Origin of the sequence: Oscillatoria sp. FACHB-1406 (genome assembly GCF_014698145.1) — a bacterium.
Taxonomy (GTDB): domain Bacteria; phylum Cyanobacteriota; class Cyanobacteriia; order Cyanobacteriales; family Spirulinaceae; genus FACHB-1406.
Genome location: NZ_JACJSM010000013.1, coordinates 94,421 through 119,333, shown reverse-complemented (window position 1 = coordinate 119,333; position 24,913 = coordinate 94,421). Strand labels below are relative to the sequence as shown.

Below are 24,913 nucleotides of genomic sequence, written 5' to 3'. Positions count from 1 at the left end.
CAATGCTCCCCCCCGACCCAAAATTCAGGGTGAAGGGGAGCAGATCTGCTAGAACGTAAACGTTGCCCGTAACGCGCCAATACCAATCGTGGGATTATTAGAATTGTGACCGGGGTTAAAAATCACAATTGCGCCGGGAGTAAGGCTGATATTATCAGTCAGCCGCCAGCGATAAAAAGCCTCCAAATGGTACGTCGTATCCGGTTGACCGCCCTCTGCACCCAACTGACCGGCAGCAATATCCGCCAGCGAAGCGGTAATCGTTTTGGGGATGTTCCGTCCTAACGGCAAATCGCTACTGCTAATTTTCGGAGGTTGACCGAAGTAAAGACCCGCTAAATTGCCCTCGCCCAACAAATCGGGGAAGTTGACGTAGGTCATCCAGTTGTAAGTGCGGGCGCTGCCCGAGCCGTCTTTAAAGTTCGAGTTCGTCAGACCGCCCCAAGCTCCCAAAGTAATTTTAGGACTAATGCGCCATTCCGCGCTCAGACCGAAAGCATTCGTTGAAATGGGCGCTGTTAGAATACCATCGGGATTAAACCCGAAGACTACAACTTGGTTGTCGCCGACCCCCGTACCCAACTGACCGACGGGAGAATAAGAATTGATGTACTGGAAGGCAATATCGATATTTTCGTTGGGGGAAGCAACCAACTGCAAGCCCGCACTGGTCGTTCCGAAGTCGCCGCCAAAAAGACCGCCATTAGCAGCATCGTTCGCTAAGTTGGTTGAATAAACGCCTTGCAAGCTGAAGTTATTGTTAATCTGCCAGTCAAAACCCGCTCCGGTGTTGCCACTTCCCACGGCGATAATCGGGTTACGCTGGGCGAAGCGCGATAAAGGACCGAAACCGGCACTTTCGACGCGGTTGGAACCCCGGAAAACGTTGACCGCATTCACGCCTGCTGCACCCACAATAACAGCAACTTTGTTAGCAATCAGATGGCGATAGGTGAGGTCGCTGATTTGGACGCTGTTATTAGTATCGCCTTCGTAACTGAGTCCGACGTAGTTTTCGTTGCCGTTACCGCCGATAGTATTGCCCGATCCGGCTTGTAGCCCGGTCAGCAGGAGGCTATTGGGGCTGAATTGCGTAAATAAGCTGAGTTGAACGTTGGTAATGACGTTAATTTGGTGGCCGTTGTCGGGCAGTTTCGAGAGGAGGTTCTCGAAGGTTCCGTCGCTGCGTCCCTGCGCGCCGACGACGACCTGCCCGAAGAGTTTAGTCGTGGTGGAAAATTGGGTGTTTTCCAGTTCGGTGACGCGCGCTTCTAAGCCGTCTACTCTGCCTTTAAGGACGGCGAGTTCTTCTTGGAAGTCTTGGGTGAGTTTGCGTAGCGACTCGAGATCTTCTTGGCTAACCCCGCCATTTCCACCAATGAGGCGTTCGATTTGGTTCAAGCAGGCGTTCAAACCGGCAGCGAATTCGTAGCGGCTTAAGGGACGGTTGCCTCGGAAGCTGCCGTCGGGATAGCCAACTAAGCAATCGTAGCGTTTTACGAGGTCGCTGAGGGCGGTGTAAGCCCAGTCGGTGGGGGAAACATCCCGGAATCGTCGCGCGTCTGGCATTTGAGCCATCGGCGGTTCGACTAAGGGCTGTACTTCGCTCTCGAGGGCGAATGCGTCTGAGGGGGCTTGAAGCGTCTGGCTGATATCGATCGCTTCGGCGCGATCGCTAGAGGCAACTTCGGAGGGTTCGGCGTTGGCTTCAGCGATTTCTAAAGTCTTGTCAGAGGCGACCTCGGAGGGTTCGGCGTTGGCTTCAGCGGTTTCCCCTACTGAATTTAGATTCGCGATCGCATCGGAGGCACGGCTAAAAGCTACCTCGGAGGTTTCGGTTTCGCTGGCTTCGGATTCGGGGGTTTTCAGCGCCAAATCGAGGTCTTCAGTTTGTTCGGGCAGGACGCTGGGAAGGGTTTCTGCCGCTGCTAGGTTTGTATCGGCCAATCCGAAAGCCGCGATCGCCAGACTGGAAGACGCGATCGCACTCAATGTTTTCTGAAATTTCATAAATCAACACTCCTCAAAACACCACTAGAATTTAATTTGTAGTTCCTCTAAGCCTGGAACTTATCCCAGGAGACACCCAACTACAGACCGCGATCGCTCCCCTTTGGATCGAGGCAATCGATATAGATGCTTTCAGAAGCGAAAAGTTTCGCGGCTTGTCTTTAGCTATGTGTTTAGCTAAAGGCTAATAATAGCAATTTCAGAGTCTTGTTTCCCATTTCCGCGACCCGATAAAATTTATATCCTATGAAAAATTCCAATCTCAAGAGGTCGATTGATAAGTCAAGTATTCCTACAGCAAGAGAAAAATTGTCAACTTTCTCCCGAAAATAGCAGTCTTTACCGAGCTTTCCACCAACGAGGTTATCCCATTACGCTATTCGCCCCCAAGCAACTTTATCGGCGGCAATTGCCTCTCAAGCGGGATTGTTTAGTGGCAGGAGAAATACCTATTGTGCTATCCGCCCTCAAGCAACTCGCCATTTCTCCACCACCCCTCAATGATTATCCCGTCGCCTTAACAGTATTTCTCCATCGTCATGTTTGGAAAAGTTCTCTCGGTTCTTTAATCGATACTCTCGAGCCAGAGGGAGCGATACAACCGATTTTCGTGAAGCCTGCCTCGCGGCGAAAGCAGTTTACCGGCAAAGTTTTTTCCTCTCTAAACGACCTTTGGTGTCTCGGTAATACCTCTCGTCGAGAAGAGATTTTTTGCTCCAACGTGGTGACTTTCAAGAGTGAATATCGCGCCTACATTATTCATTCTCAAATCGTCGGAATTTATCATTATGGGGGAGATTCCGAGTTCGAGATCGATCGCGCCGTCATTCTCGAAGCAATTCAACATCTCGATCGCTCTAAAGAATCTCTTGCCGGATACAGTCTCGATTTTGGGAGATTAGACAATGGCGAAACTGCCCTCGTAGAAATGAATGAGGGCTTCTCGCTAGGAAACTACGGCTTAAGCGACGAAAGCTATGCCGATTTAATTATCGCGCGTTGGGAAGAATTAATGAAACAATTGTAAGCAAGGGCGAATCTCTTTCGCCCTGCTTCCAGATATTAGGTCGCGGAAAATCCCGCAACAATTAATAATTGAATTATTGAGATTTAAAAGGCGTTTTCTTCGATTTTTGCCGCTTGTACTTATCTGCCTGATAGCCAATTTCTCGGAGTTTCTTCAAAATTCGGCTGTAATAATCTTGTAAATATTCTTCCAGTGTTGTGGTATCCTTAGCATCGAGTCCGAAGGTCGCGTAAGTTTCCTCCATCGAAGCATCCAAGGGTTGTCCGCTGGCAATCACTTCTGTAAAGGCGAGGCGATCGCTAATATTCTGCGTCCACTGAAACACTCGAGTAATCGCGCGCGCTGCCCGCAGCAGTCCCATCGGTACGCGAGAAATCTTCGCCTCTTTACCCGACAGTCGCTCGCATAACTGAATAACTTCCTCTGCATTCCAAGCGCGCGTCCCGACAATGGGGAAAGTTTTTCCTTCAGCTTCCGGAACCTCAGCGGCGCGCACGGCAAACTTAGCAATATCGATGGTGTCCATATAAGCAATGGGCGTATTTTCTCCCGTTACCCACACCACTTGGTTATCCAAAATCGGCACCGCGTACTGTCCGATTAAACCTTGCATAAAGCCGCAGGGTTGGAGAATGGTGTAATTCAAGCCAGACTCCGTTAAAAAGACCTCCGTGCAGCGTTTAATATCCATTAAAGGAACATTCGGAAAATCTTCCGACTTGAGAATCGATAAAAAGATGTAGCGCCCAATATTGGCAACTTTGGCGGCTTGGATAAGATTAACTTTTCCCTCCCAGTCAATTTTTCGGATACTCAGGGAATCGGTGGCGCGGGCTGTCGCAGCATCAATGATGGCATCAATGTTTTCTAAGGCAGCAGGCAGCGTTTCCGGTTTGCAGATATCGCCAGGGACGAGTTCTGCACCCCATTCTTTCAAAAAAGCAGCTTTTTTAGGACTGCGTACCAAACAGCGAACCTGATGACCTTCATCGATCGCGCGACGGGCAATTTGTCTTCCGAGGGTGCCCGTGGCACCGACCACCAGTAAATTCATTGAAAAATATGACTAAATGTTAAGGTATCTATAGAATTTTATCAGAAATTGCGGCTCGCGAGTAGCTTTAATGAAAACGCGGTAAAGAAAACTTACGGCAGGAGTGCAGCTAAGCGCGCGAGCGGCTCTGGAACTCTCTGGCCGGTTTGCCGGTCAAGGACACAGAACGAGTGGAATCGGGTATAAGATAGCAATAAATTGCCGATTGGATGGGGTTCGATCGCCCTAGAGGCTAGGTGAAACAGACGAAAGTTAGCTTTGATGGAAAATGCGATCGCGGCGTTTGCACTCCCCCAGGACTTGCAGATTTACCCCCGCACGCGCTCGCGCGAAGCTTAACCCTCGCCGCCCTCATCCTAACCGCTCCCATCGCATCCCCCGCCCAAATCGTCCCCGACACCACCCTTCCCAACAACTCAATTGTCATCCCGTCAGGCCCGTTACAGATCGTCACTGGCGGAACCACCGCTGGCAGTATCCTCTACCACAGCTTTTCTCAATTCAACCTGCAAACCGGAGAAACCGCCGCTTTTAGCACCACAGACGCGATTAGCAACATCATAACCCGCATTACTGGCGGCCAAGCGTCCTACCTCGACGGAACCCTGATCTCTCCGACCAGTGCCAACCTTTTTTTTATTAATCCCAGCGGCATTACCTTCGGCCCCAATGCCCAACTCAGGATGCGCGGCTCCTTTTACGCTAGCACCGCCGATAGTATTTTACTCTCCGACGGCAGCCGCTTCAGCGCCACAACCCCAAACTCCCCCTCCTTACTCACCGTCAATGTTCCCGTCGGCCTGCAACTCGGCCCGAATCCCGGCAGCATCATCAATCGCTCCGTTACTCCCAGCCTGGTCGTTCCCGGCAGTATCGGCGGCTTAGAAGCTTTCCCCGGTCAAACCCTTGCCCTGATTGGCGGCGATATTCGCATCGAAAGCGGATCCTTAACCGCTCGGGGCGGTAACATTCAACTCGCCAGCGCTGCCAACAGCATTTTCCAACTCAATTCCACCGAACAAACCTTAACTCAACCGAGAACGATTCAACTGCTCCAAGGCGCAACAGTTGAAACCAGCGGCTTTGGGGGCGGTTCGGTGCGACTTTGGGGCGGCGATACCCTCCTGAGTGGGAGTTCGCGCCTTATCTCCGATACCTTTGGGCCGTTGGATGGCGGCGGAATCGATATCCAAGCAACGAAATTCACCTTGGAGAACGGTTCTTACCTATCGAGTTCGACCTTTCTCGGTACGGGGAATGCAGGAAATGTAAACATCCGAGCCGATGAGGTGCAACTGAGCGGTCAATTCCCGTTTTTAGTAACCGGACAACTCCTGAGCGGAACATTTAACCCGTTCGCTCTCAATAATGGCTTGTACAGCTTGAGCATTGGTAGCGGTGCGGCGGGGCAAATCTCGATTTCTGCTCGACAATTATCGCTCGATAACGGTGCCAACATTATGTCCACTGCTATACTCAGCGGAGCGGGCGGCGATATCTCCCTAGAAATCTCGCAACTCGCTAGACTGAATAACGGCTCCCTGCTCCTAACGGGAACCGTCGGCAGCGGTAATGCTGGCGATTTAAACATTCGAGTCCCAGAGCTACAGGTTTTTAATGGAACTTCTGTATCTACCACGCCGGGAGATACTCCCGGCAGTACCGGGCGCGGCGGTAATTTGAATGTGGTTGCCGACCGCATCGAACTTCGAGGTCTGCCGGTTGATGCTCCCGTTCCCAACGGTTTCTTTACCACTACACTCGGTCGCGGCGATGCGGGAGATCTCAATGTTAAAGCGAGGGAGTTGATTGTTGCCGATGGCTCGCAACTTTCTTCTGCCTCGACGGGGGCCGGTCGAAGCGGAAATATAAACGTTGCTGCCGATACTGTCGAACTGAGCGGAATTTCGCCAGACGGTCGTTATACAAACGGCTTATTTGCCTCCACGGGGCTGCTGACCGTTCCCGGGCAAAGGGCGATGGGCGGTGCGGGCGATATCACGGTGAATGCACGGCGCGTACTGGTTAAAGATGGAGCGCAAATTTCGGTAGCGACGGGCAATGCGAGTTCGGGGGGAACGTTGCGGATTAATGCCTCGGAGTCGGTTGAGGTGCGAGGTGTAGCGACGGGGGTCACTCCCGATGTCGAACGGGTTTCTTTTGGGGTTATCGGTGATGGTATCATTCCCAGCGCGATTGAGTCCAATACCCGCAGTACGGGGAGCGCGGGAAACGTGGAAATTCGCACCGGACGCTTCATCGTGAGGGATGGGGCTGAAGTTGGGGTTCGAGCGATACAGTCTGGTTCGGCGGGAAACTTGGAGATTGAGGCGAATTCGATTGTTTTGGAGAGTCAGGGGACGCTCTCAGCGTCAACTAATGAGGGGTTGGGAGGAGATATTCGGCTAAACGCTTTGGACTATATTCTGATGCGCGGCAATAGCCAAATTGTGACGAATGCCAAGAATGCCGATAGCGGCAATATTAGGATTGAAACCGGCGCTTTGGTGGCGTTGGAAAATAGCGATATTACAGCCAATGCTCAACAAGGGCGCGGCGGTCAAGTTCGGGTGACGGCTAACGGTATTTTTGGCACTCAATTTCGTTTATTTTTGACTCCTGAAAGCGATATTACGGCAACCTCAGATTTAGGGGCGCAATTTAGCGGTGTGGTCGATTTGCAAACCCTCATTCTTAACCCCACGGCAGGTTTGGAGCAGTTGCCTGATGATGTCATCGACCCGGCAAATCGCGTGGTTTCGGGGTGTGCGGCTTATGCAAATAGCCGCTTTGTCGTGACAGGACGCGGGGGTTTACCGGATAATCCGATCGCGACGTTACGAGGAGAAACGTTATGGCGAGACTTACAAGATTTTTCGGAACCGACGCGCGAGGGGGCAAGCTCGATGCAATCTTTCTCAATGAGTTCGGTTGCGACTGTTGTTGAGGCAACGGACTGGGTGGTGAACGATCGCGGTAATGTAGAGTTAGTAGCAAAGCGTGCTTCAGAAATACCGACGGGGGTTGCAGCGCAGTGCAGTCGTAATTCGTAATTCGTAGTTCGTAGTTCGTAATTCGTAATTCGTAATTGGAGCGAAGCGACTTGACCATGCCCGAGATAAAGTTCAAACCGCGAATTCGGAAAGCCTTCCAACGCTTGAGAGTAGCGAGGGCTAGGGCGCGATCGCAACGGCGGGCGGGATGGGGCTTATTACTGACTCTCTTCGCGCTGGCGATCGCGATCGCGCTTCAACCCGCCGTCCTTTCCACCTCGCCGCCCCCCAGCCCCACAACAGTAACGGCGGCGGATCGGCTCGAAGAAGGGAAAAACTTATATCGCTCCGGACGATTGGTAGAAGCGGCGACAGTCTGGCGAGAAGCGGTTCGAGAAGCAGAAAGCAACGGTGCGAGCTTGAAAGCCATTCAAGCGCTCAATTACCTGGCAACAGTCGAACAAGATTTGGGCAATTGGGAAGCCGCGAAAGCCGCGATCGCCCAAAGTTTGCAACACTTGCAAGACCCTGCAAATCCTGCAACAGAAAGTGCGAAAGCCTTACTCGCCCAAGCGCTCAACAATCGAGGTAGCTTGCAACTGTCGCTGGGCGAAACCTCAGCAGCGCTCGCCACTTGGCAGGAAGCCGAATCGCTCTACGCGCGAGCGGGCAATACAACAGGAGAGTTGGGCAGCAAAATCAACCAAGCTCGCGCCCTGCAAGTTCTGGGTTTTTATCAGCGCGCGGAAGACCTGTTAAACGCCGCCAACGACAAACTACAAGCGAGAGAGGATTCGCCGCTCAAAGCCGAAGGATTGCGAAGTTTGGGGCAAACTTTGCAAGTTGTGGGAAATTTTCGGCGTGCTAAGGAAGTGTTAGAGGAAAGTTGGCAAGTTAGCGAGCGCCTTAATGACTCCGCAGAAGTCGGGGCGACGCTGCTCGAGATCGGCAATATCGCTCGCGCCTTACATCAAAACGATGTCGCGTTGGACTATTACCAAGAAGCCGCCCAGCGAGCGACAACCGCGATCGCGCGCTTGGAAGCTCAAATTAATCGCTTCAGTTTATTAGTTTCCCTCCAACAATCCACCCCCGCCCTCGAAATCCTGCCAGAAATCGAAGCCGATTTAAACCCTCTCCCTCCCAGTCGTTTTGCCGTCTTTGCTCGCGTCAATGTAGCGGAAAGCCTGATAAAAATCGCTCCAAACGAGAAAACGGCAAGACTGATAGCCGTCGCCATTCAGCAAGCTCGGGAACTCAAAGACGCTCGCGCCGAAGCCTATGCCCTAACGCAATTAGGCCGCCTTTACGAACGCACCGGACAATGGCAGGAAGCCTATGGTCCCAGCCAACAAGCGACGCAAATCGCCCAATCCATTCACGGGGAAGATATCGTTGCGCGTTCGGCGTGGCAACTCGGGCGGATTCTCAAACAAAAAGGCGATCGCAACGGCGCGATCGCGTCCTACGAACAAGCGATCGAAGCCTTGGGTTCCTTGCGCAGCGACTTAGCAACCATCGATCGCGCCCTGCAATTCGACTTTAAAGAAAGCGTCGAACCCGTTTACCGAGAATTCGTGAGTTTATTATTGCAACCTTCGCCCGGTTCGGAAGTGCCGCAAGACTATTTGCGCAAAGCGCGCGAAGCGATTGAAGCCCTGCAAATCGCCGAAATCGATAACTATTTCCAAGAAGCCTGCTTTCCGGCGCAATCGGTAGCGATCGATCGCATCGACTCCCACGCTGCCGCAATTTATCCCATTATTCTCAGCGATCGCCTCGAAATCGTTGTCTCGCTGAGCGATCGCCCCCTACAACATTATTCCACTCCCTTAACCCAAGACCGGCTCGAAGCAACTTTTCAGCAGCTTTACTCCTCTTTTTATCTCGGTTACTCGAGCGTCGAACGCTTGCGTCTCTCCCAACAAGTCTACGATTGGTTGCTCCGACCGATCGAAACTCAACTGGCGAGCAACGGGATTAAAACCCTCGTTTTCGTTCTCGACGGCTTTTTGCAAAACCTGCCGATGGCAGCCCTCCACGACGGCCAACACTATCTCATTGAGAACTATAGCATTGCGATCAGTCCCGGCTTGCAACTCGTACCCGATCGCCTTAAAAACCACAATCCCAGCACTTTGGCTGCCGGACTGACAGAAGCTCGCCAAGGATTCCCGCCCTTACCTGCCGTCGAACGAGAAATGCAAGCGGTAGAAACCGAAGTCGGCGCAAAAGTCTTGCTCGATCGCGCCTTTACCCTCAGCGCTTTCCAAACCCAAATGAGCGAGCGTTCCTTTCAAATCGTCCACCTCGCCACCCACGGTCAATTTAGCTCTAACCCCGATGACACCTTCGTTCTCGCTTGGGACGAGCAAATTAACGTCAAAGAATTCGATCGCATCCTGCGCAGTCGCACGCCGGGAAGCGAAAGCGTCGAACTGCTCGTCCTGAGCGCCTGTCGAACCGCCGCTGGCGATCGCCGCGCCGCCTTGGGGCTGGCGGGATTTGCCTTGCGATCGGGCGCGCGCAGCACCCTAGCTACGCTCTGGTCTGTCAACGATCTCTCTGCCGCCGAATTAATGAGTGAATTTTACGAGCAGTTGGTGCGCTCTCAACCCGGCATGACGAAAGCTGAAGCCCTACGCCAAGCCCAACTCAAATTGTTACGCGATCGCTCCTACCAACATCCTTATTTCTGGGCCCCATTTGTTTTGGTGGGGAATTGGCTGTAATTTAGAATCGAGTTAAAATTGGGGCATCTAAAGAATTTAATTGGCTGTAATTTAGAATCGAGTTAAAATTGGGGCATCTAAAAGAATAAAGTTAGTCTTCATAGTTTTTAACAATTGCACTATAATTGCGATGCTAACTCGATGACGAGATGTGCACCCTACCTATCTGACACTTTGTTAATGTTCTAGGAGTGCCAATGACGATCCACAAAAGCCGTTTCACCCATCCGAAAATAATCCTTCTCGCCCTAGCGGGAGCCGTTGCCTTTGGCATCAGTCTGCCAACCCTAGCAGTCGGTCAAACTTTAAGCCGCGAAACAAGCGGCAGCATTCAATTTAAACCGCCCCGAGATGCAGCGCCCCGCGACACCTATGGTGGCGGGATTCGAGGAAATATTCGCTTCATCCCCCCCCGGACGACGACCCCCGAACGAACTACCGGCGGTGGCGCGCGCGGCGAACTCGTATTCGCCGATCCCGCTGCTTTGCATTTTCGTCCCCCCCGCAATCCCTCTCCCGAACGAACGGTCGGTTCGGGCATTCGCGGCAATCTCAGTCAGGACATCGTACCGTTATTACCGGAAACGAACTCCGGTTATACCGCATCTGCCCGACCCACGATTTATTTATACGTGCCGCCCACCTCTGCTCGTCAGGTCTTTTTTAGCCTTCAAGATGAGAATTTCACACCTCAATATCAAACCGTTCTCAATATTTCCGGCGAAGGTGGGATAGTAAGCGTTACGTTGCCCGAAGACGCACCCGAGTTGGAAGTTGGGAAGTTTTATGCTTGGTTCTTCGCACCGATTGAAAACGGTAGCAGCCTTTTGCCGGATAACTACAGCAGTAGCGGTTGGATTAAGCGGGTTGCTTCGGTTCCGGGTAGCTCAACCGAAACTTTAACGCCGGTCGAGCGGGCTGTTCTCTATGCAGAAAATGGGGTTTGGTACGATGCCCTTTCGGAATTGGCTAAAGCCCAGCAAGAGAGACCGGGAGATGCGATCGCATCAGAAGAGTGGAAAACTTTACTCACCCAAGTTGGACTTCAGGAAATAGCCGATCGCGCGATCGCCGAACGGCTGTAAGCGAACGGTCAACCACACGCGGTGCAAAGCGAGCAAGCCTGAATGAAGTGGCGAAAATGGATACAGGCAGTAGTTCAATGGCGGGGACTGATAGGCATCGCTTTGGTAACGGCTGCTGTAATTATCGCGGCGAGCGCGATCGGGCTGTTTCAATTGCTCGAGTGGTCCGCGATCGATCGCTGGTTTCACCTGCGCCCCCTCGAACCCGTTGAGGAGCGCATCGTCATCGTCACCATTGACGAACCCGATATCAAGTACCTCAACAACTGGCCGATGGGCGATGGCACGATGGCGCAGATGCTCCAAAAGATTGCCGCGCAGCAGCCCCAAGCGATTGCCCTCGACATTTATCGCGATCTCAAAGTCGATGACAAACGCCCCGAACTCCTCCGAGTGTTTGAATCGCTCCCCAATCTCATCGGTATCGAGAAAGTAGCGGGACAGCCCGTAGCGCCCCCGCCCGTATTAGCCGCCGCCGGTCAAGTGGGTGCTGTCGATTTTGTCCTCGATGCCGACGGCAAACTGAGGCGCGCTCTGTTAGGCGTTGGCAAAAAAGACGGTTCTTATGTTGAAGGACTGGGGGTGAAGATGGCTCTCAGCTATCTTAAAGTGCAGGGGATTACCTTGGAAACTCTGGATGAAAAAGAATCGATTTATCGCTTGGGGAAAGCGACCTTTGTAGCCTTGCGCGGCGATGAAGGCGGCTATGTCGGTCGCGATGGCAACGGCTACCAAATTTTACTCAACTATCGCGGTCAAATCGACCGTTTTTTGCAGATTTCTTTGAGGGATGTCCTCGAAAATAACATTGAACCGGGGTTAATGCGCGATCGCCTCGTCTTCATCGGCGCGATAACCCCCAGTCTCAACGATATCTTTCAAACTCCCTACAGCAGTTTCTTCTCTAAGTCTCCCGCTCTTACGCCGGGAGTTGTCGTTCATGCTAACTTAACCAGTCAAATCTTGAGTGCAGCGCTCGATGGTCGCCCATTGTTGCACGCGCCGGGAAAGATTGCCAATTGGCTTTGGATTGCGCTCTGGTCGGCAATTGGAGTCTCGGGCAACTGGGTTTTGCTGCAAGCGCTCTCAGCAACGCGCAACCGCTTTTTAATCCTGACGCTGAGTTATATCCTGCTGGCGGGCTGCGTTTTGTTTGGGAGTAGCTACCTTGGCTTTCTGTGGGGCTGGGCGATTCCTTGTGCATCTCCTTTCTTAGCGCTGGGTGGAACCGCTATGTTAACCACCAACTATTACAACCGCCAAAAACTCCGACAAGCCAACCAACACCTCAAAAAGGCCAACGGGAGTTTGGAGCAATATTCTCGGACTCTCGAGGTCAAAGTTTCCGAACGAACTCAAGAACTTTCTCAAACCCTGGAACACCTGCGGGCGACTCAAAACGAACTCATTCAGAAAGAGAAAATGGCTGCCCTCGGACAACTGGTTGCGGGTGTCGCCCACGAAATTAATAGTCCGTTAGGGGCGATTCGTTCCTCAGTGGGCAATATCGCTAATTTTATCGATCGCGACCTTGAAAAACTCCCCGACTTTTTTCACAGTCTTTCCCCTGAAAGTCAACAGAACTTCTTTAAACTCCTGCATCAATCCGAGCGCAATTCTACGGTTCTCTCCTCGCGAGAAATGCGCCAAATCCGGCGGCGGTTGACTCGTCAATTGGAAGATGCAGAAGTCGAAGATGCTGGGCTTGTTGCCGATACGTTGGTTGAAATTGGCGTTACCGACGACATCGAATCGTTATTGCCCATACTTGTTAGCTCGCAGGGACAAAATCTCCTCGATATGGCGTACCGTTGGACGAGCGCGCGCAAAAGCACCCAAACGATTATTAGCGCAGCCGAGCGCGCGGCGAAAGTTGTCTTTGCTTTGAAAACTTACGCTCACTACGAGCATTCTGGGGACAGAATACCGGCTAACGCGATCGTCGGAATTGAAACCGTTCTCTCGCTCTATCACACTCAACTCAATCAAGGGATTGAAATCGTGCGAGATTACGAAGAAGGATTGCCGAATATTTTGTGCTACCCCGACGAACTCACTCAAGTCTGGACGAATTTAATTCATAATGCGTTCTACGCAATGGGCAACCAAGGCAAACTCCACATCGAAATTTCCCAAGTCGAAAAATTCGTTCGAGTTGCGATTACTGACAGCGGGCGGGGTATTGCGCCCGAAATTCAAGATAAAATTTTCCTGCCTTTTTTCACAACGAAACCGCCTGGAGAAGGGAGCGGTTTGGGACTCGATATTGCCCAGAAAATTGTCGAAAAACATCAAGGCGCGATCGCGTTTTCCTCCGTTCCCGGTCGGACGACTTTCTGCGTTCGACTGCCCATCGATCTGAACGTCGGCTAACCCAGAACTTGCAGTCAGTCTTTTCCTGCTTGAAAGAAAAAACCCGAAGTCGAACTCGGGTTTATAGAATCGTTGCTTCTGGTGAAGGGGAAACTCGATTTTAAGTTTTGGAGATCGGTTGAGAGGAACGCTCGCCTTCAGAAACGCTTCCTAGCGCGCCGACAGCGAGCCAAGCTAGGGGAGTAGCGGGAATCGGGTCTATATTGTCCGGCGCGAGATTTCTCGCATCGCGGTTTGGGGTCTGCGTTGTCCAGTAATAAGACTCGCACAAGCAGCAGCAATCTTGAGGGAGCGTTTCTAGCAGGTTATTCACGATCTTCACAACTCCTTTTTGACTCTCGAAGGGGGGGACATGAGGGCGCGCTTCGGCAACCGATGTATTCTTTTTAACCTCGTGTTTTCATCCTAATCTGGAGTTGTGAAGAAAAAAGGAAGATGACCATCGCTCTATCAAATCTTCAAGAGTATTAATTTTAGGTCAACTTGGCGAGAATTTCTTTTCACACTTGTGAAAATTCGTTCACAATTGGCAGGGTGCTATATCCGTATTCAAACTTTGTGAAAGTTGTTCATGCTACTCAGTAAGAAGCCCGCGCGACTCAGCGGCGCACGCCCTGAGACCCTGCACGCGCTGCTATGGTGTCTGGTTCCAAATCCGCGATCGCGCGATCGCTATCCCACACCCGATTCAGAGATGGAAAGTTGGAACTGTTCAGCCCATAATCCTTGCAGGCGTTGGAGTTGCGCGCCACCAGAGTACAAAAGATCGCCTTTTCCTAACAAATACGCGGCCTCCGACTGTTTGCCGCCTAAAATAATCCCAGAATCGGCTTCACTCGCCGTTCGCAGCGCAACTCTGCCGGGAAGGTTCGAGCGGATAATCGGCGTAACAACGCCTGCTTCTGGGCGTTGGGTAGCGATAATTAAGTGAATACCGGCGGCCCTGGCCATTGCACCGATGCGTTTGATGCTCGTTTCGAGGGCGATGCGCGTCTCCTTTTCGGTCATGAAATCGGCATACTCGTCAAAGATGCAAACAATGCGGGGAAGCGGCGCGTGCTTTTGGTTGTAAGCATCGAGATGGGAACAGCGGGCGGCTTCAAAGCGTTGGTAGCGGCGCTCCATTTCTGCAACTAAATCTTCCATTAAGGAAATTGCGCTGTCGCTGTCTTTTACCGTCGGCGAGTGCAACCACGGTATGCGATCGAACTCCGGAAAGGTGACTCGTTTGGGGTCTACGAGAGCAATTTTAAGCTGTTGGGGACTGTAACGATAGAGGAGAGAGAGTAGGAGCGATCGCAAAAACTCACTCTTTCCGCTTCCCGTCGTTCCCCCCACCAAAAAATGACAGGTATTCGGATCCGACAAATCCGCCTCCACCAACTTTCCCTCCAGATTCACCCCAATCGCAATCCGCGACGGCGCGCCCGCCCCTTGTCCTTGCCGCTGCACGTAATCCTCAAACCGCACCGCCTGCCGATCCTCGCGCGGCAAATCGACGCTTACATATCCCGATTGTGCCGCAATCATCGGTGCTGCGGGAAGGTTGAGTTGCACTTGCAAATCGTCAGAAAGTTTGAGTAGCGAACTAACTTTTACGCCCAAACTCGGCTTTAATTTAACGCGGATAAAAGCACTGCCGACAACTGCACCCAAATAGTCAGCTTCGAGTTTAAAAGATTGCAGGACGGCAAGGAGTTGACTGGCGATTTCGACGGCATTAAGCGCGACTTTATCGGGGTGCCGTTTTTCAGACTCTTCCGTAGATGAATTGTTGCCGCCGGTAGAGGGAACTCTAATCGGCTCGGGTTTCTCCGGAAACAAACTTTGGCACTTTTCTTGTTGCGGGCAAATCTCGCAAAGGTGAGGCTGAGGAGTTGGGGGCGGCGGGTTGGATTCTCCCGATTGCCACGCGCTCCACTCCTGCATCTGTTGTAATTTATAAGGAATGAGTTGATGAACGGTTTCCTCAAGTTGTTCCCAAGAATAATAATAGGACTTAAACTCAGGAAGAACGCAATAAATTGCAGCATCAACAGGGATTTTTCGCTTTGTCCAGACGATGTAACTGTAAAGGGCAACTTGGGCGAGTTGCGCGGACGGATCGACGGGTTCGTAGGTTTTATAGTCTACCACACAGAGCCGTTTTTTGGAGAGATTAGCAAACAACGCATCGAGTTGACCGCTCGCGGTTTGCGTTTTACCATTAGAAAGTGAGAATTCATATTCTAGCAGCAATTCTTCAGCGATAAAGGTGCGGTGAAGGAGAGTATCGGTAGGAAGGTAAGGATAATTGTTAAGCAACCATTCTGCCCAATATGGAATCAGTTGAATAAATCCGTTCCAAATTTCTAGAAGCATGGGGGCGCGTTCTGGGTGCTGCTGCGTTTTTTCGAGTAAGTAAGGAAAAAAGCAGAATTCATAGAAGTATTGTTGCAGTGCTGTCGCCAGACTTTCTTGATTTAAGGGTGTCGTGAGTTCGGTAAAAAGGTTGTAAAAACTAGCATCCTGTTTAGCAAAGCGAATAAAATTGAAGGCGAGTCTATGAAAAACTGCACCAACTCCTTTCGGGCGTGATAATACAAGGTTATCGGCAGAATGACGAGGAATAAATAAAGTTTTGCCGCCGAAATGATGGTCTAAATAAAAGAGGCGCGGACATTCCATTGCAAGGCGAAGTTGCGTTGCGCTGAACGGTTTGGACTTCTCTACAATCACTCCTGAGTCTTTTAAGGCTAACAAACGTTTGTGGACTTGTGCTAAATAAACGACATCCATTGCCGCATAATGTAACTGCTTTTCGGCGAGCGGGCGCTGTCCCCAATCGCTTTGCCCGGATTCGGCATCAACATTTTTGAAATGGCAAAGTTGCGCGGCTAAAGTTTTGAGTTTTAGGTTGGAAGTTCCTAAGCGAGCGAGCGAGATTTTTTTAGCTATTTTATAAGTACAGACAACGTTCTGAGCGCGATCTTTGCCCAGAAAGCGCAGATCGTAGCCCGCATTATGAAACACTTTTTTAATACCTTCATTAACCATCAAAGTGTCAATAAATAATTCGATTAACTGGGGACGGTTGAGAACATCGAGAAGATAGACGGTTTTTCCAGTTAAGTCCCTCGCATCGGTCAAAATTTGAATTAAGGAAAGATGAGGGTTAGCCGTTTGCCAATCGGCGGTTTCTGTATCCAGCCAGAGAATTTTGCTGCCACTCAAACGCGCGATCGCGGCCCGAATTTCAGCGTTATCGGTTAAATAAATCACGAGCTAATTTCGGAGCAATGATAGTTTTTACTATTCTACGCGGTCTCAAAGCTCCCAGCACCCTTATTTAGTATCTTTGTGGTTCGTTTGCAAAAGTGACCTGCTTCCTTCCACTCCAACCTTGGATTAACCGATATCTCTACAGAAAGGCAATAAATTCCGTTATCCCAGATTGATGTGAAGCTGCATAGAATGAAAAGTAGGGTGTGTTAGCGAAGCGTAACGCACCGTTACCTAAAAATTTAGGAGAGTTAATTCTAGGAAAAGTCATCTTTAATTGGTATTAAAATACAAGCTATCTCTCCAAATTCTTTATCGCGAAGGAATAGAATCGGTTTCTCTAGCTGAAATGGATACCGCGATTTCTGAATGTGCGGGAGAGTCAATGTGAAAGGATTAGTTAAATGGTGCGTTACGCTTCGCTAACGCACTCTACTTTCGATCGATATGATACAGGTTCTTTGGGTTATAGTATTACTGCGATCGCGCGATCGGATGTTTTTGGCTGGCAGGAATCCAAAATACTAACTGCTTTTCGGGCGCGTCCTTGGGATTGCTAATCTTGATTTTTTGCTCCTGTACGAGACAATTTACCTGTTCTTCTATCTGGGTACGATCTACACTTTCAAAGTGAGAGGAAACATTTTCGATAAGGGTTTTAAGACTCGTAAATCCTTGCGTTTGAAGGCGGTTGAGCAGAAAATTTTTAACCTCTTTAAGGTTGTCAGGGTCGGGTTTTACAGGATGCGGCGTTGTACCGGAAAATAACTTTAAATCTTGCAAGAGTTGGCATTGTTCTAAAACTCCGGCTTGCCGCACGAGCGAGTTAAGTTCTTCTAAGTTGATGGTTTTACCGGCAACGACTAATTCATGAGCTTTAACGGCGTTGAGGAGAGAGTGATAGGTCTCTAAATAGTGAACGGATGTTAGGGTTTCTCTGAGGTGTTGGTGAGATGCAGTTTTGAAGATTTTTTGATAGAGTTTGGTTCCAGAAAGATTAGGATTGCTAACATCACTAGCTCGTATCAAATAAAGTTTTATAACTTGTTTGTCGTCGAGAACTTTCTGACAAGCTTTCATGATGTTATAGAAACTTCTCATGTTGGCATCTTCCGTCCAAACTACTCCCATGATTTGCTTGGTTTGTAGATGTAGGAAACTAAAGGAGTAGGAACTGTAGCTGCCGGATAGTAATTTTTCCGCTTCGATTTTGACTTGCAGCCCAACTAAAGTAGATTTGAGTCGTTGAATCAGTTCGGGAGCGGAAAGAAAAACGATTTTTGAAATTTTTTGACGAACTTTTTTGTATTCGTTTTGCCAAGCGAGATTGAAGGCGGGAAGAATTTCGTCTTCTCCTGAAGGTTCAATGATTGGATTTATGATTAAACCTTGTTTATGGGTTTTAAACAAATCTCTTCCCACAACTAAAGCGGCTCTCGGTATTGCTCTTCCGCCTGGGAAGTTAATTTTAATTTGCTGCTTATCTAAGGGGTAAATGCTGGATGCAGGACGCGGTTGCGCTTGCTGATGTAAGGAATGAAGTCGCATCGACCACAGCGCCTCAATTTGCTCGGTTGTAATTTGTTTGAGGCGAACTTGTTTGTCGATGCGGTCGAGGTCGGAAAGATGAACTTGTTTGGAGTTTTTATTCCAAGTATCAGTGGTAATACTGATAATAATCAGTAAGCTTTCGAGCTTCTGGTTGTGAATGTTGGTATTCACGTTAAATAAGGCTTGCAAATCCAGCAATCCATTGGGAGAAGGGGGAATACCATCGAGTTGGTCGAAGCACAATACAATCGGTTGTGTTTCTGTTGCGATTCTCCCTAAATTGTAGAGCGTTTCGCAGGCTGCTTCTTCGGTCAGAATCGATTGCTTGACTTTTAAGACTGCGAGGGATTCTTCGCTCAAATCTTCGCCGCGCAACCAATCGCAGGCAATATCGCTCAAATTGGGATCGGTTAAGTCGTGGAGAACACCGAAGAAGTTTTCAGCGTTATAAATACCTTTATTGCGGTAAGTATCCCGAAATTGTTTAATAAATTTTTGGCGGTTGCTGCGTAGCAAGTTCCAAACACTTTCCTCAAAGAAGACTTCTTTCATGGAAAGTTTGCGAAAGACAGATAAACTCTTTAGCCACAGCATCAGTTGCGACTCGGTTTGTCCTTCGGGAGTGTGCATTAAACTATCGACCGTGTAGCGCAGAACGTGCTGCCAAATGCGATCGCTATTCGGCCAAGGGCCAATATAAGCAAAAAACGCTTTGGGGTTAAAAACGCGCTTCATTCTGCCCAGCAAATAACTTTTTCCCGAACCGGGATCCCCTAGGAGTAAGACGGTGCGACTGCGGTTGTCGGCTGCAACGCGATCGAGCAATTCTTCAATTTCAGTAATAGCGTTTTGATGGATCGAATCAACGGTTAAGGCTTTATCTTGTTGCTCTTGCCAGAAGTTTCCCGGTTTAAGCGATTCGATATCAAAGGGATTGATCTCTCTACAGATAATTTGGTCGATGTCTGCCATAATAAATGTTACCTCGATCGCGCGTGCAGGTGAATAGGACTATTACGGGGCGGCGAAAATCAGACTACGGTTCAATATTGCTGAAATCGCCTCGGGCAAGCATTTTCAAGTTGTAATTGCCAGCGAGCGGGACTCGCAAAGGACTGCGCCTAGGAAAGCATAATAAAAAACAGCGAACCGCCAATCGGTTGGGGAATCCCCGCATCGACTTGTTCGGGCGTATAAGCGTTGGCTTCAACCAGAGAACTTAACTCGATTTTGTCCTGTTCTTGTAGGCGATAAAGGGCTTCGTCGAGTTCGGTACGCGAGAGGGGCGGTTGCAGTTTTTCGCGCAGATGAAAAATGGGTAAATAATTGTTCGTCCCCAAGCTGCGATCGAGTTCGACAATGCGAGCTAAAATTTCTTCATCGCTCGGCTTAGTTTGACTCGATGCTGAATTATCTGCTACTAAAAACTTACGCAAAAATTTGAGATAATTACCAAGCATTTTTTTGCTTAAGGTAATATTGCCGCCGCCGCTGGCTTCAAACTCCTTCGCTAGAGCAAGCTTGCCCCGTTCTGCCAACCAAACCTCTTTAATTTGCGTTTTAACCGCTTGAATTACGCCGCGATCGCGTAAACTCTGGATAACGGCCGCGCGCTCGCCACTCGGAACCCCGGTTTTCCCCGGCGTAATCGTCCCCGTTTCGCACGCTCGCAGCACTTTTAACTCTTGAAGCGTTAGCAAGGATTGTTCTGCCGCGATTTCTAGCAACGCTTTACCGGCGGGATCGATCTTGAAATGCGTTATCTCCTCCACCCCATCGACTAACTCGCGCTGTCGCAACTGCCGAAAAATGCGATCGCGTTCCGACGTTGGCATCTTAGCATTGGGCTTGAGTTCGCTGATGGAGGCGCGATACCCTTTTTTCCCCAATAACTCCAGCAAAAATTTTAGCTCTTTGGTTTGTAATTCCATTGCCTTGTCCTCGAGGAGTCGCTCCGTATCCCGATAATTCAGTCCAGCATTTTGCCGAATAACATCTGAAGTGTAACCCCTAAAACTAGACCCGAGCAACCTAATATTGCTGCGCGGAATAAACATTCAAAACAAAAAAAAGAAGGGTACTATTTTCGATTTCTGGGAACCTGCGATCGCGCAGTGCCGTCGCATCACCCAGTAATTACACTTAGAATTTGCACCGAACCATGAATAAGAGAATTATCTGTACTGCCGCCATTCTCACCTGCTCGATTTCGATGCTAGCCGGTCTTCCGGCACGCGCGCAATACCCCACCAGCCCTACCCCCCAAGCTGCCCCCGCTGCCGCGCCAGCGACAACCGTAGAGCTTCCCACTCTGCGGAAAGGGGCGAGCGGTGGAGCCGTGCGCTTGCTCCAGAATATTTTAATAGCAGGAAGCCATCTCCAACCGAGCGATCGCACCGGCAGCTTCGATAACAAAACCGAGGCAGCCGTCAAAAAATTTCAGACTCAATACAACCTCACCGCCGATGGCATTGTCGGGGCGGCGACTTGGCGGATGCTGGGCGGTACGCTCTGGGATTAAAGCAATTAACTTGACTTTATTCCAGATTTGTGGTAAAGAAATCGATGGTTTCTTGCAAAGCGGCAACGAAGCGATCGATTTCTGCGGTTGTATTGTAAAAATATAAGCTCGCGCGCGCGCTTCCAGAAGCGCCTAAAATGCGATGCAAAGGTTGCGTGCAGTGGTGTCCGGAACGAATCGCAATTCCTTCGTTATCCAAGAGCGTTGCAACGTCGCTAGAGTCTAATCCTTCCGCATTAAACGCTGCCAGTGCTGCCCTTCCTTTGCCTTTAACCGTCGGTTTCGGGCCGTAAATTCTTAGGTTAGGAATTTTAGCGAGTTTTGCGAACAAATGGGCGGTTAGTTCTTCTTCGTAAGCATGAAGATTATCCATACCAATCTTCATTAAATAATCGACTGCCTCTCCTAACGCAATAGCCTCTGCAATGGCTGGCGTTCCTGCCTCAAATTTATGGGGAAGTTCGGCATAAGTGAAATGGTCTAAAAAAACCTCATCAATCATTTCGCCGCCGCCCAAAAATGGGGGCATTGCTTCGAGGTGTTCCAACTTCCCATACAGAAAACCTATCCCGCTGGGCGCGCACATTTTATGCCCTGAAGCGACTAACCAATCGCAATCCATTGCTTGCACGTCAAGGGGAAAATGGGGCGCGCTTTGGCAAGCATCGATTAACACTTTTGCACCGTAGCGATGGGCTTCAGCGATAATCTCTTCAACGGGATTGATACAGCCCAGAGTGTTAGAAATATGAACGACGGAAACTAACTTCGTTTTATCCGAAAGTAGGGATTGATAATGCTCGAAGTCGAATCCTTCTTCGCTGCTTAAGCGAACGTGCTTGATTTGCGCTCCCGTTTCTTTAGCAATCATTTGCCACGGGATGAGATTGCTGTGATGTTCCATCACCGACAGGATAATTTCATCGCCCGCTTTTAAGCTATTGCGCGCCCAACTATAAGCCACTAAGTTAATAGCTTCCGAGGCATTGCGCGTAAAGACGATTTCATTGCGCGAAGCCGCATTGATAAAAGTAGCAACCTTATCTCGCGCGCCTTCGTATCCTTCCGTCGCTCTCACGCTCAAAGTATGCGCGCCGCGATGAACGTTGGCATTATCTCGTTCGTAGTAATTCCGTAATTTATCGAGAACGACTAGCGGTTTTTGAGAAGTCGCAGCACTATCTAAATAGATTAAGGGTTTGCCGTGGATTTCTTGAGCTAAAATGGGGAAATCAGCGCGGACGCGATCGGCTAAACTTTTTTCTCGGGTAAGAGCGGTCATTTTAGGGAATTGTTAAATAGGGAAATTTTTTCGATAACTTCAGACTGCCGACGCGAAGAGACTCAGCGTTTAATTCTGTAGGAAGCTAGCATTGCTACGCACGTCTTTTGATTGAATGACGATGCCTTCACTTTAATTGAAGAGATTGTCCCCAATCCTGCGAAAAAACAAATTGTTCTAAAGGTTTGCGAGTGCGAGGAGCGGCTTCTCGTTGTTGAAGTTTTTCTGAGAGACTTTCTGACTCTCCTAAATATCCTACCGCGATCGCGGCAACGGCTTCGTAACCGGAAGGAATGTTATAAGTTTCTCTGGCTTTATCGATGTCGAATCCGCCCATTTGATGAACAAATAAGCCGAGGGCCATTGCTTGAATGGCTAAGTTAGCTGAAGCTGCACCAACGTCATGAAACGCATGGCGGTTTTCATTACCATTCCGCTCAAAATTTAATTTGGCGACTGAAATCATTAAAACGGGAGCATTCTTCGCCCATTCCTGGTTTGCCGGAACCAAACAATCGAGCAAGCGTTGAAATTCAGTTTCGTTATCTGAGGTAGCAACGATATAACTCCAAGGTTGCTCGTTAAAGCAAGAAGCTGCCCATCTTGCTGCTTCTAAAATGCTGTAGAGCTTATCAGTTTCGACGGGGCGATTGTCGAAGGCTAAAGGACTCCAACGATGGCTCAGTAAGTCATCAATGGGATATTGCGTTTCAGCAATTTTATCGGAGGTTATATCGGCGTTATTGTCGCTCATTTCCATTGTGATGTGTTAAGAATTAAAGACCGCTGGCGGCTTGCAATTTTCAGATGGGAAATCCCAAATCATAAACCTTTGTCGCTCGAATTCAGCTAACTTCGACAAGCAACGCATTGCCCTAAATGCTGCCGCATCGATTCGAGGGGAATACGCTCCAAAATTTCTCCGGCAAACGCATCTAAAAGTAATTCGCGCGCGCTATCCGAATTAATACCGCGACTCTGTAAATAAAACAGTTCTTCAGCATCAATTTGGCTCACCGTTGCACCGTGAGTACACTTAACGTTATCGGCAGTAATTTGTAATTCCGGTTTGGTATCGACGCGCGCTTTCGGCGATAGCAATAAATTGCGATTGAGTTGGGCGGCGTTAGTATTTTGCGCGGCTTTAGGAACGAAAACTTTCCCATTAAAAATAATGCGGGCGCTGTCGTCGGCAATACATTTATGGAGTTGGTCGGCAACGCCGTGGGGATGGGCGAGGTGTAGGTTACTATGAGTATCGGCGATTTGGCTGCCCGCGATCGCGCTTAACCCATTTAAATAAGTCTCCGTCGCTTCCCCTAACTGCCGGATTTCCAAATTGTGCCGCGACAATTGCGCGCCCACACTAATCGCATTGACAGTATATCTACTCTCGCGTTCCTGACAAATCACACTCGTACCGATATGAAAGCTATCGGCAGCTTCTTGTTGATAGCGCGTATGATTGATACTCGCTTTCTCCCCGAGAAAAATTTCTGCAACTGAATTCGTAAAATAAGCATGATGGGATAGCGCCGGACAATTCGCTGTAATCGAACCATACTGTTCCACCAGCGATAAACTCGCGCCCGGTTCCAATACTACTAAAACGCGAGGATGGCAAAGAATAGGTTGTTCTGTCGTCGCTGTTAAAAAGAGCAGATGAATCGGAACTTCTAAGCGAACGCCCTGCTGCGCCCAAACAATCCCTACATCGGGAAAACCTGCCATATTCAACGTCGAAAATACATCGCCTTCACAAAGCTTATGACTGGCAACATATTCAATCGCGCTGTAACTCTTATCGAGGGGAAGTTCGGCTAAATTTCCGACAAATACCCCTTCCGGTAAAGCCGAAATATCTGAAAGTTCCGGGTCGTAAATGCCATTAATAAAAACCAGGTGACTGCGTTCTGCTTCTGGAATAACAAACGGAGCGATATCATTTTTGCTAACCGAGACTGCTTCTGCCGCCGTAAAATCTACCGCCAACAATCCCGACAAATCCGTAAAGCGCCACTCCTCATCCTGTCGATTTGGCATTCGCTGTTGGACGACATTGTAGGCAGAACGCTGGCGCAACTCTTGCAACCAGCCCACAATTTCTGCGCGCGCCTTTACTTTAGTCCCTTCACTCTGTCGCAACAACGCCTTTAAATACTCATCGCCAGGGCGTTCCGCATTCAGCGTCGGGTTTTCCGATACTTCGATAGTCATGATGCGCTCGCCTCCGCAAAAGATTCGTCCAGAAAATCGTATCCTCTCGATTCCAATTCTAAAGCTAATTCTTTGCCGCCGCTGGTAATAATGCGTCCCTCTTGCATGACGTGAACGAAATCGGGTTTGACATAATCGAGCAAGCGTTGATAGTGGGTAATCATCACGGTTGCATTCTCCGACGTTGCCAACTGATTTACGCCATTTGCTACAATTTTCAGCGCGTCAATATCCAACCCGGAATCGGTTTCATCTAAAACCGCTAAGCTCGGTTCCAATAGCGCCATTTGTAAGATTTCATTCCGCTTCTTTTCGCCGCCAGAAAATCCTTCATTAACGCTGCGGCTGAGGAAGCTCGGATCCATTCTAACGACATCGAGCCGTTCTTCAACTAATTCTTCAAAGTCGAAGACATCGAGTTCTTCTAAACCTTGATGTTTGCGGCGGGCATTATAAGCAACGCGCAAGAAATCGACGTTACTCACGCCGGGAATTTCTAGGGGATATTGAAAAGCAAGGAAGATGCCTTTGAGGGCGCGTTCTTCCGGTTCGAGTTCTAAAATATTTTCGCCGTGAAAGATAATTTCGCCGCCGGTGATTTCGTAGTCGGGGTGTCCGGCTAACACTTTCGAGAAGGTACTTTTTCCGGAGCCGTTGCGCCCCATAATGGCATGAATTTCACCGGCTTTAACTTCTAAGTTTACGCCTTTGAGGATGGGCGTTCCTTCGACGTTGGCGGTTAAGTTCCGGACGGATAAAATGGTTTCGCTATTTTCTTGAATCATCGTTTTGTTGTGGAGTCGGATA

16 protein-coding genes are annotated in these 24,913 nt (G+C 49.6%); 6 read left to right on the top strand and 10 right to left on the bottom strand.

Features of this window, described 5'->3' with window-relative positions; genetic code table 11:
- Positions 1 to 48 precede the first annotated feature (48 nt).
- A complete protein-coding gene (locus H6G50_RS14335; protein WP_190717400.1) occupies positions 49 to 2,010 on the bottom strand; it encodes an iron uptake porin in 1,962 nt (653 codons plus the stop codon).
- A gap of 274 nt (positions 2,011 to 2,284) precedes the next feature.
- On the opposite strand from H6G50_RS14335, the gene H6G50_RS14330 reads away from it, so the two are divergent.
- A complete protein-coding gene (locus tag H6G50_RS14330; protein ID WP_190717398.1) occupies positions 2,285 to 3,037 on the top strand; it encodes an ATP-grasp domain-containing protein in 753 nt (250 codons plus the stop codon).
- 73 nt (positions 3,038 to 3,110) lie between these two features.
- Here the strand turns inward: H6G50_RS14330 and H6G50_RS14325 are convergent, their stop codons facing one another.
- Complete coding sequence (locus H6G50_RS14325) at positions 3,111 to 4,091, bottom strand: SDR family oxidoreductase (RefSeq protein ID WP_190717396.1); 981 nt, start codon at positions 4,089 to 4,091, stop codon at positions 3,111 to 3,113.
- Between the two features lie 236 nt (positions 4,092 to 4,327).
- Here H6G50_RS14325 and H6G50_RS14320 point away from each other — a divergent pair, with 236 nt between their 5' ends.
- From H6G50_RS14320 to H6G50_RS14305, 4 genes are all read left to right on the top strand, one after another.
- Positions 4,328 to 7,144: a filamentous hemagglutinin N-terminal domain-containing protein gene (locus H6G50_RS14320; protein WP_190717394.1), complete on the top strand. Its 2,817-nt coding sequence runs from the start codon at positions 4,328 to 4,330 to the stop codon at positions 7,142 to 7,144.
- A 56-nt stretch (positions 7,145 to 7,200) separates the two neighbouring features.
- Positions 7,201 to 9,816 (top strand): CHAT domain-containing protein, encoded by a 2,616-nt coding sequence (locus tag H6G50_RS14315; protein WP_190717393.1) that lies wholly within the window; start codon positions 7,201 to 7,203, stop codon positions 9,814 to 9,816.
- 197 nt (positions 9,817 to 10,013) lie between these two features.
- Positions 10,014 to 10,901, top strand: coding sequence for a DUF928 domain-containing protein (locus H6G50_RS14310; RefSeq protein ID WP_190717391.1), 888 nt, complete (start codon positions 10,014 to 10,016; stop codon positions 10,899 to 10,901).
- Between the two features lie 42 nt (positions 10,902 to 10,943).
- On the top strand, positions 10,944 to 13,274 hold the full coding sequence (locus tag H6G50_RS14305) for a CHASE2 domain-containing protein (RefSeq protein ID WP_190717389.1): 2,331 nt from the start codon (positions 10,944 to 10,946) through the stop codon (positions 13,272 to 13,274).
- Positions 13,275 to 13,374: 100 nt separating this feature from the next.
- Here H6G50_RS14305 and H6G50_RS14300 read toward each other — a convergent pair whose 3' ends face one another.
- The 4 genes from H6G50_RS14300 to H6G50_RS14285 all read right to left on the bottom strand — a co-directional run bounded on the left by H6G50_RS14300 (position 13,375) and on the right by H6G50_RS14285 (position 20,017).
- Positions 13,375 to 13,587, bottom strand: coding sequence for a hypothetical protein (locus H6G50_RS14300; protein ID WP_190717387.1), 213 nt, complete (start codon positions 13,585 to 13,587; stop codon positions 13,375 to 13,377).
- Between the two features lie 359 nt (positions 13,588 to 13,946).
- The gene (locus H6G50_RS24570; protein WP_190717384.1) at positions 13,947 to 16,535 is read right to left on the bottom strand and encodes a DNA translocase FtsK; all 2,589 of its coding nucleotides are present in this window, start codon (positions 16,533 to 16,535) and stop codon (positions 13,947 to 13,949) included.
- A gap of 474 nt (positions 16,536 to 17,009) precedes the next feature.
- Positions 17,010 to 19,058, bottom strand: a complete 2,049-nt coding sequence (locus tag H6G50_RS14290; RefSeq protein ID WP_190717382.1) for an ATP-binding protein — start codon at positions 19,056 to 19,058, stop codon at positions 17,010 to 17,012.
- Between the two features lie 149 nt (positions 19,059 to 19,207).
- The gene (locus H6G50_RS14285; RefSeq protein ID WP_190717380.1) at positions 19,208 to 20,017 is read right to left on the bottom strand and encodes a hypothetical protein; all 810 of its coding nucleotides are present in this window, start codon (positions 20,015 to 20,017) and stop codon (positions 19,208 to 19,210) included.
- A gap of 230 nt (positions 20,018 to 20,247) precedes the next feature.
- On the opposite strand from H6G50_RS14285, the gene H6G50_RS14280 reads away from it, so the two are divergent.
- On the top strand, positions 20,248 to 20,607 hold the full coding sequence (locus H6G50_RS14280) for a peptidoglycan-binding domain-containing protein (protein WP_199302953.1): 360 nt from the start codon (positions 20,248 to 20,250) through the stop codon (positions 20,605 to 20,607).
- Between the two features lie 16 nt (positions 20,608 to 20,623).
- Here H6G50_RS14280 and H6G50_RS14275 read toward each other — a convergent pair whose 3' ends face one another.
- The 4 genes from H6G50_RS14275 to sufC all read right to left on the bottom strand — a co-directional run bounded on the left by H6G50_RS14275 (position 20,624) and on the right by sufC (position 24,891).
- Positions 20,624 to 21,889 carry a SufS family cysteine desulfurase gene (locus H6G50_RS14275; protein ID WP_190717378.1) on the bottom strand — a complete coding sequence of 422 codons (1,266 nt, stop codon included), beginning with the start codon at positions 21,887 to 21,889 and terminating at the stop codon, positions 20,624 to 20,626.
- 127 nt (positions 21,890 to 22,016) lie between these two features.
- Positions 22,017 to 22,643, bottom strand: a complete 627-nt coding sequence (locus H6G50_RS14270; RefSeq protein WP_190717377.1) for a nitroreductase family protein — start codon at positions 22,641 to 22,643, stop codon at positions 22,017 to 22,019.
- Positions 22,644 to 22,738: 95 nt separating this feature from the next.
- Positions 22,739 to 24,106 (bottom strand): Fe-S cluster assembly protein SufD, encoded by a 1,368-nt coding sequence (gene sufD, locus H6G50_RS14265; protein WP_190717375.1) that lies wholly within the window; start codon positions 24,104 to 24,106, stop codon positions 22,739 to 22,741.
- Positions 24,103 to 24,891, bottom strand: coding sequence for a Fe-S cluster assembly ATPase SufC (sufC, locus tag H6G50_RS14260; protein ID WP_190717374.1), 789 nt, complete (start codon positions 24,889 to 24,891; stop codon positions 24,103 to 24,105). Before sufC ends, sufD begins: the two co-directional genes overlap by 4 nt.
- Positions 24,892 to 24,913 lie beyond the last annotated feature (22 nt).

Coding starts and splice junctions, on each gene's coding strand:
- H6G50_RS14335 (WP_190717400.1), bottom strand. CDS start 2,010: ATGAAATTTCAGAAAACATTGAGTGCGATCGCGTCTTCCAGTCTGGCG.
- H6G50_RS14325 (WP_190717396.1), bottom strand. CDS start 4,091: ATGAATTTACTGGTGGTCGGTGCCACGGGCACCCTCGGAAGACAAATT.
- H6G50_RS14315 (WP_190717393.1), top strand. CDS start 7,201: ATGCCCGAGATAAAGTTCAAACCGCGAATTCGGAAAGCCTTCCAACGC.
- H6G50_RS14310 (WP_190717391.1), top strand. CDS start 10,014: ATGACGATCCACAAAAGCCGTTTCACCCATCCGAAAATAATCCTTCTC.
- H6G50_RS14305 (WP_190717389.1), top strand. CDS start 10,944: ATGAAGTGGCGAAAATGGATACAGGCAGTAGTTCAATGGCGGGGACTG.
- H6G50_RS14290 (WP_190717382.1), bottom strand. CDS start 19,058: ATGGCAGACATCGACCAAATTATCTGTAGAGAGATCAATCCCTTTGAT.
- H6G50_RS14285 (WP_190717380.1), bottom strand. CDS start 20,017: ATGGAATTACAAACCAAAGAGCTAAAATTTTTGCTGGAGTTATTGGGG.
- H6G50_RS14280 (WP_199302953.1), top strand. CDS start 20,248: ATGAATAAGAGAATTATCTGTACTGCCGCCATTCTCACCTGCTCGATT.
- H6G50_RS14275 (WP_190717378.1), bottom strand. CDS start 21,889: ATGACCGCTCTTACCCGAGAAAAAAGTTTAGCCGATCGCGTCCGCGCT.
- H6G50_RS14270 (WP_190717377.1), bottom strand. CDS start 22,643: ATGAGCGACAATAACGCCGATATAACCTCCGATAAAATTGCTGAAACG.
- sufD (WP_190717375.1), bottom strand. CDS start 24,106: ATGACTATCGAAGTATCGGAAAACCCGACGCTGAATGCGGAACGCCCT.
- sufC (WP_190717374.1), bottom strand. CDS start 24,891: ATGATTCAAGAAAATAGCGAAACCATTTTATCCGTCCGGAACTTAACC.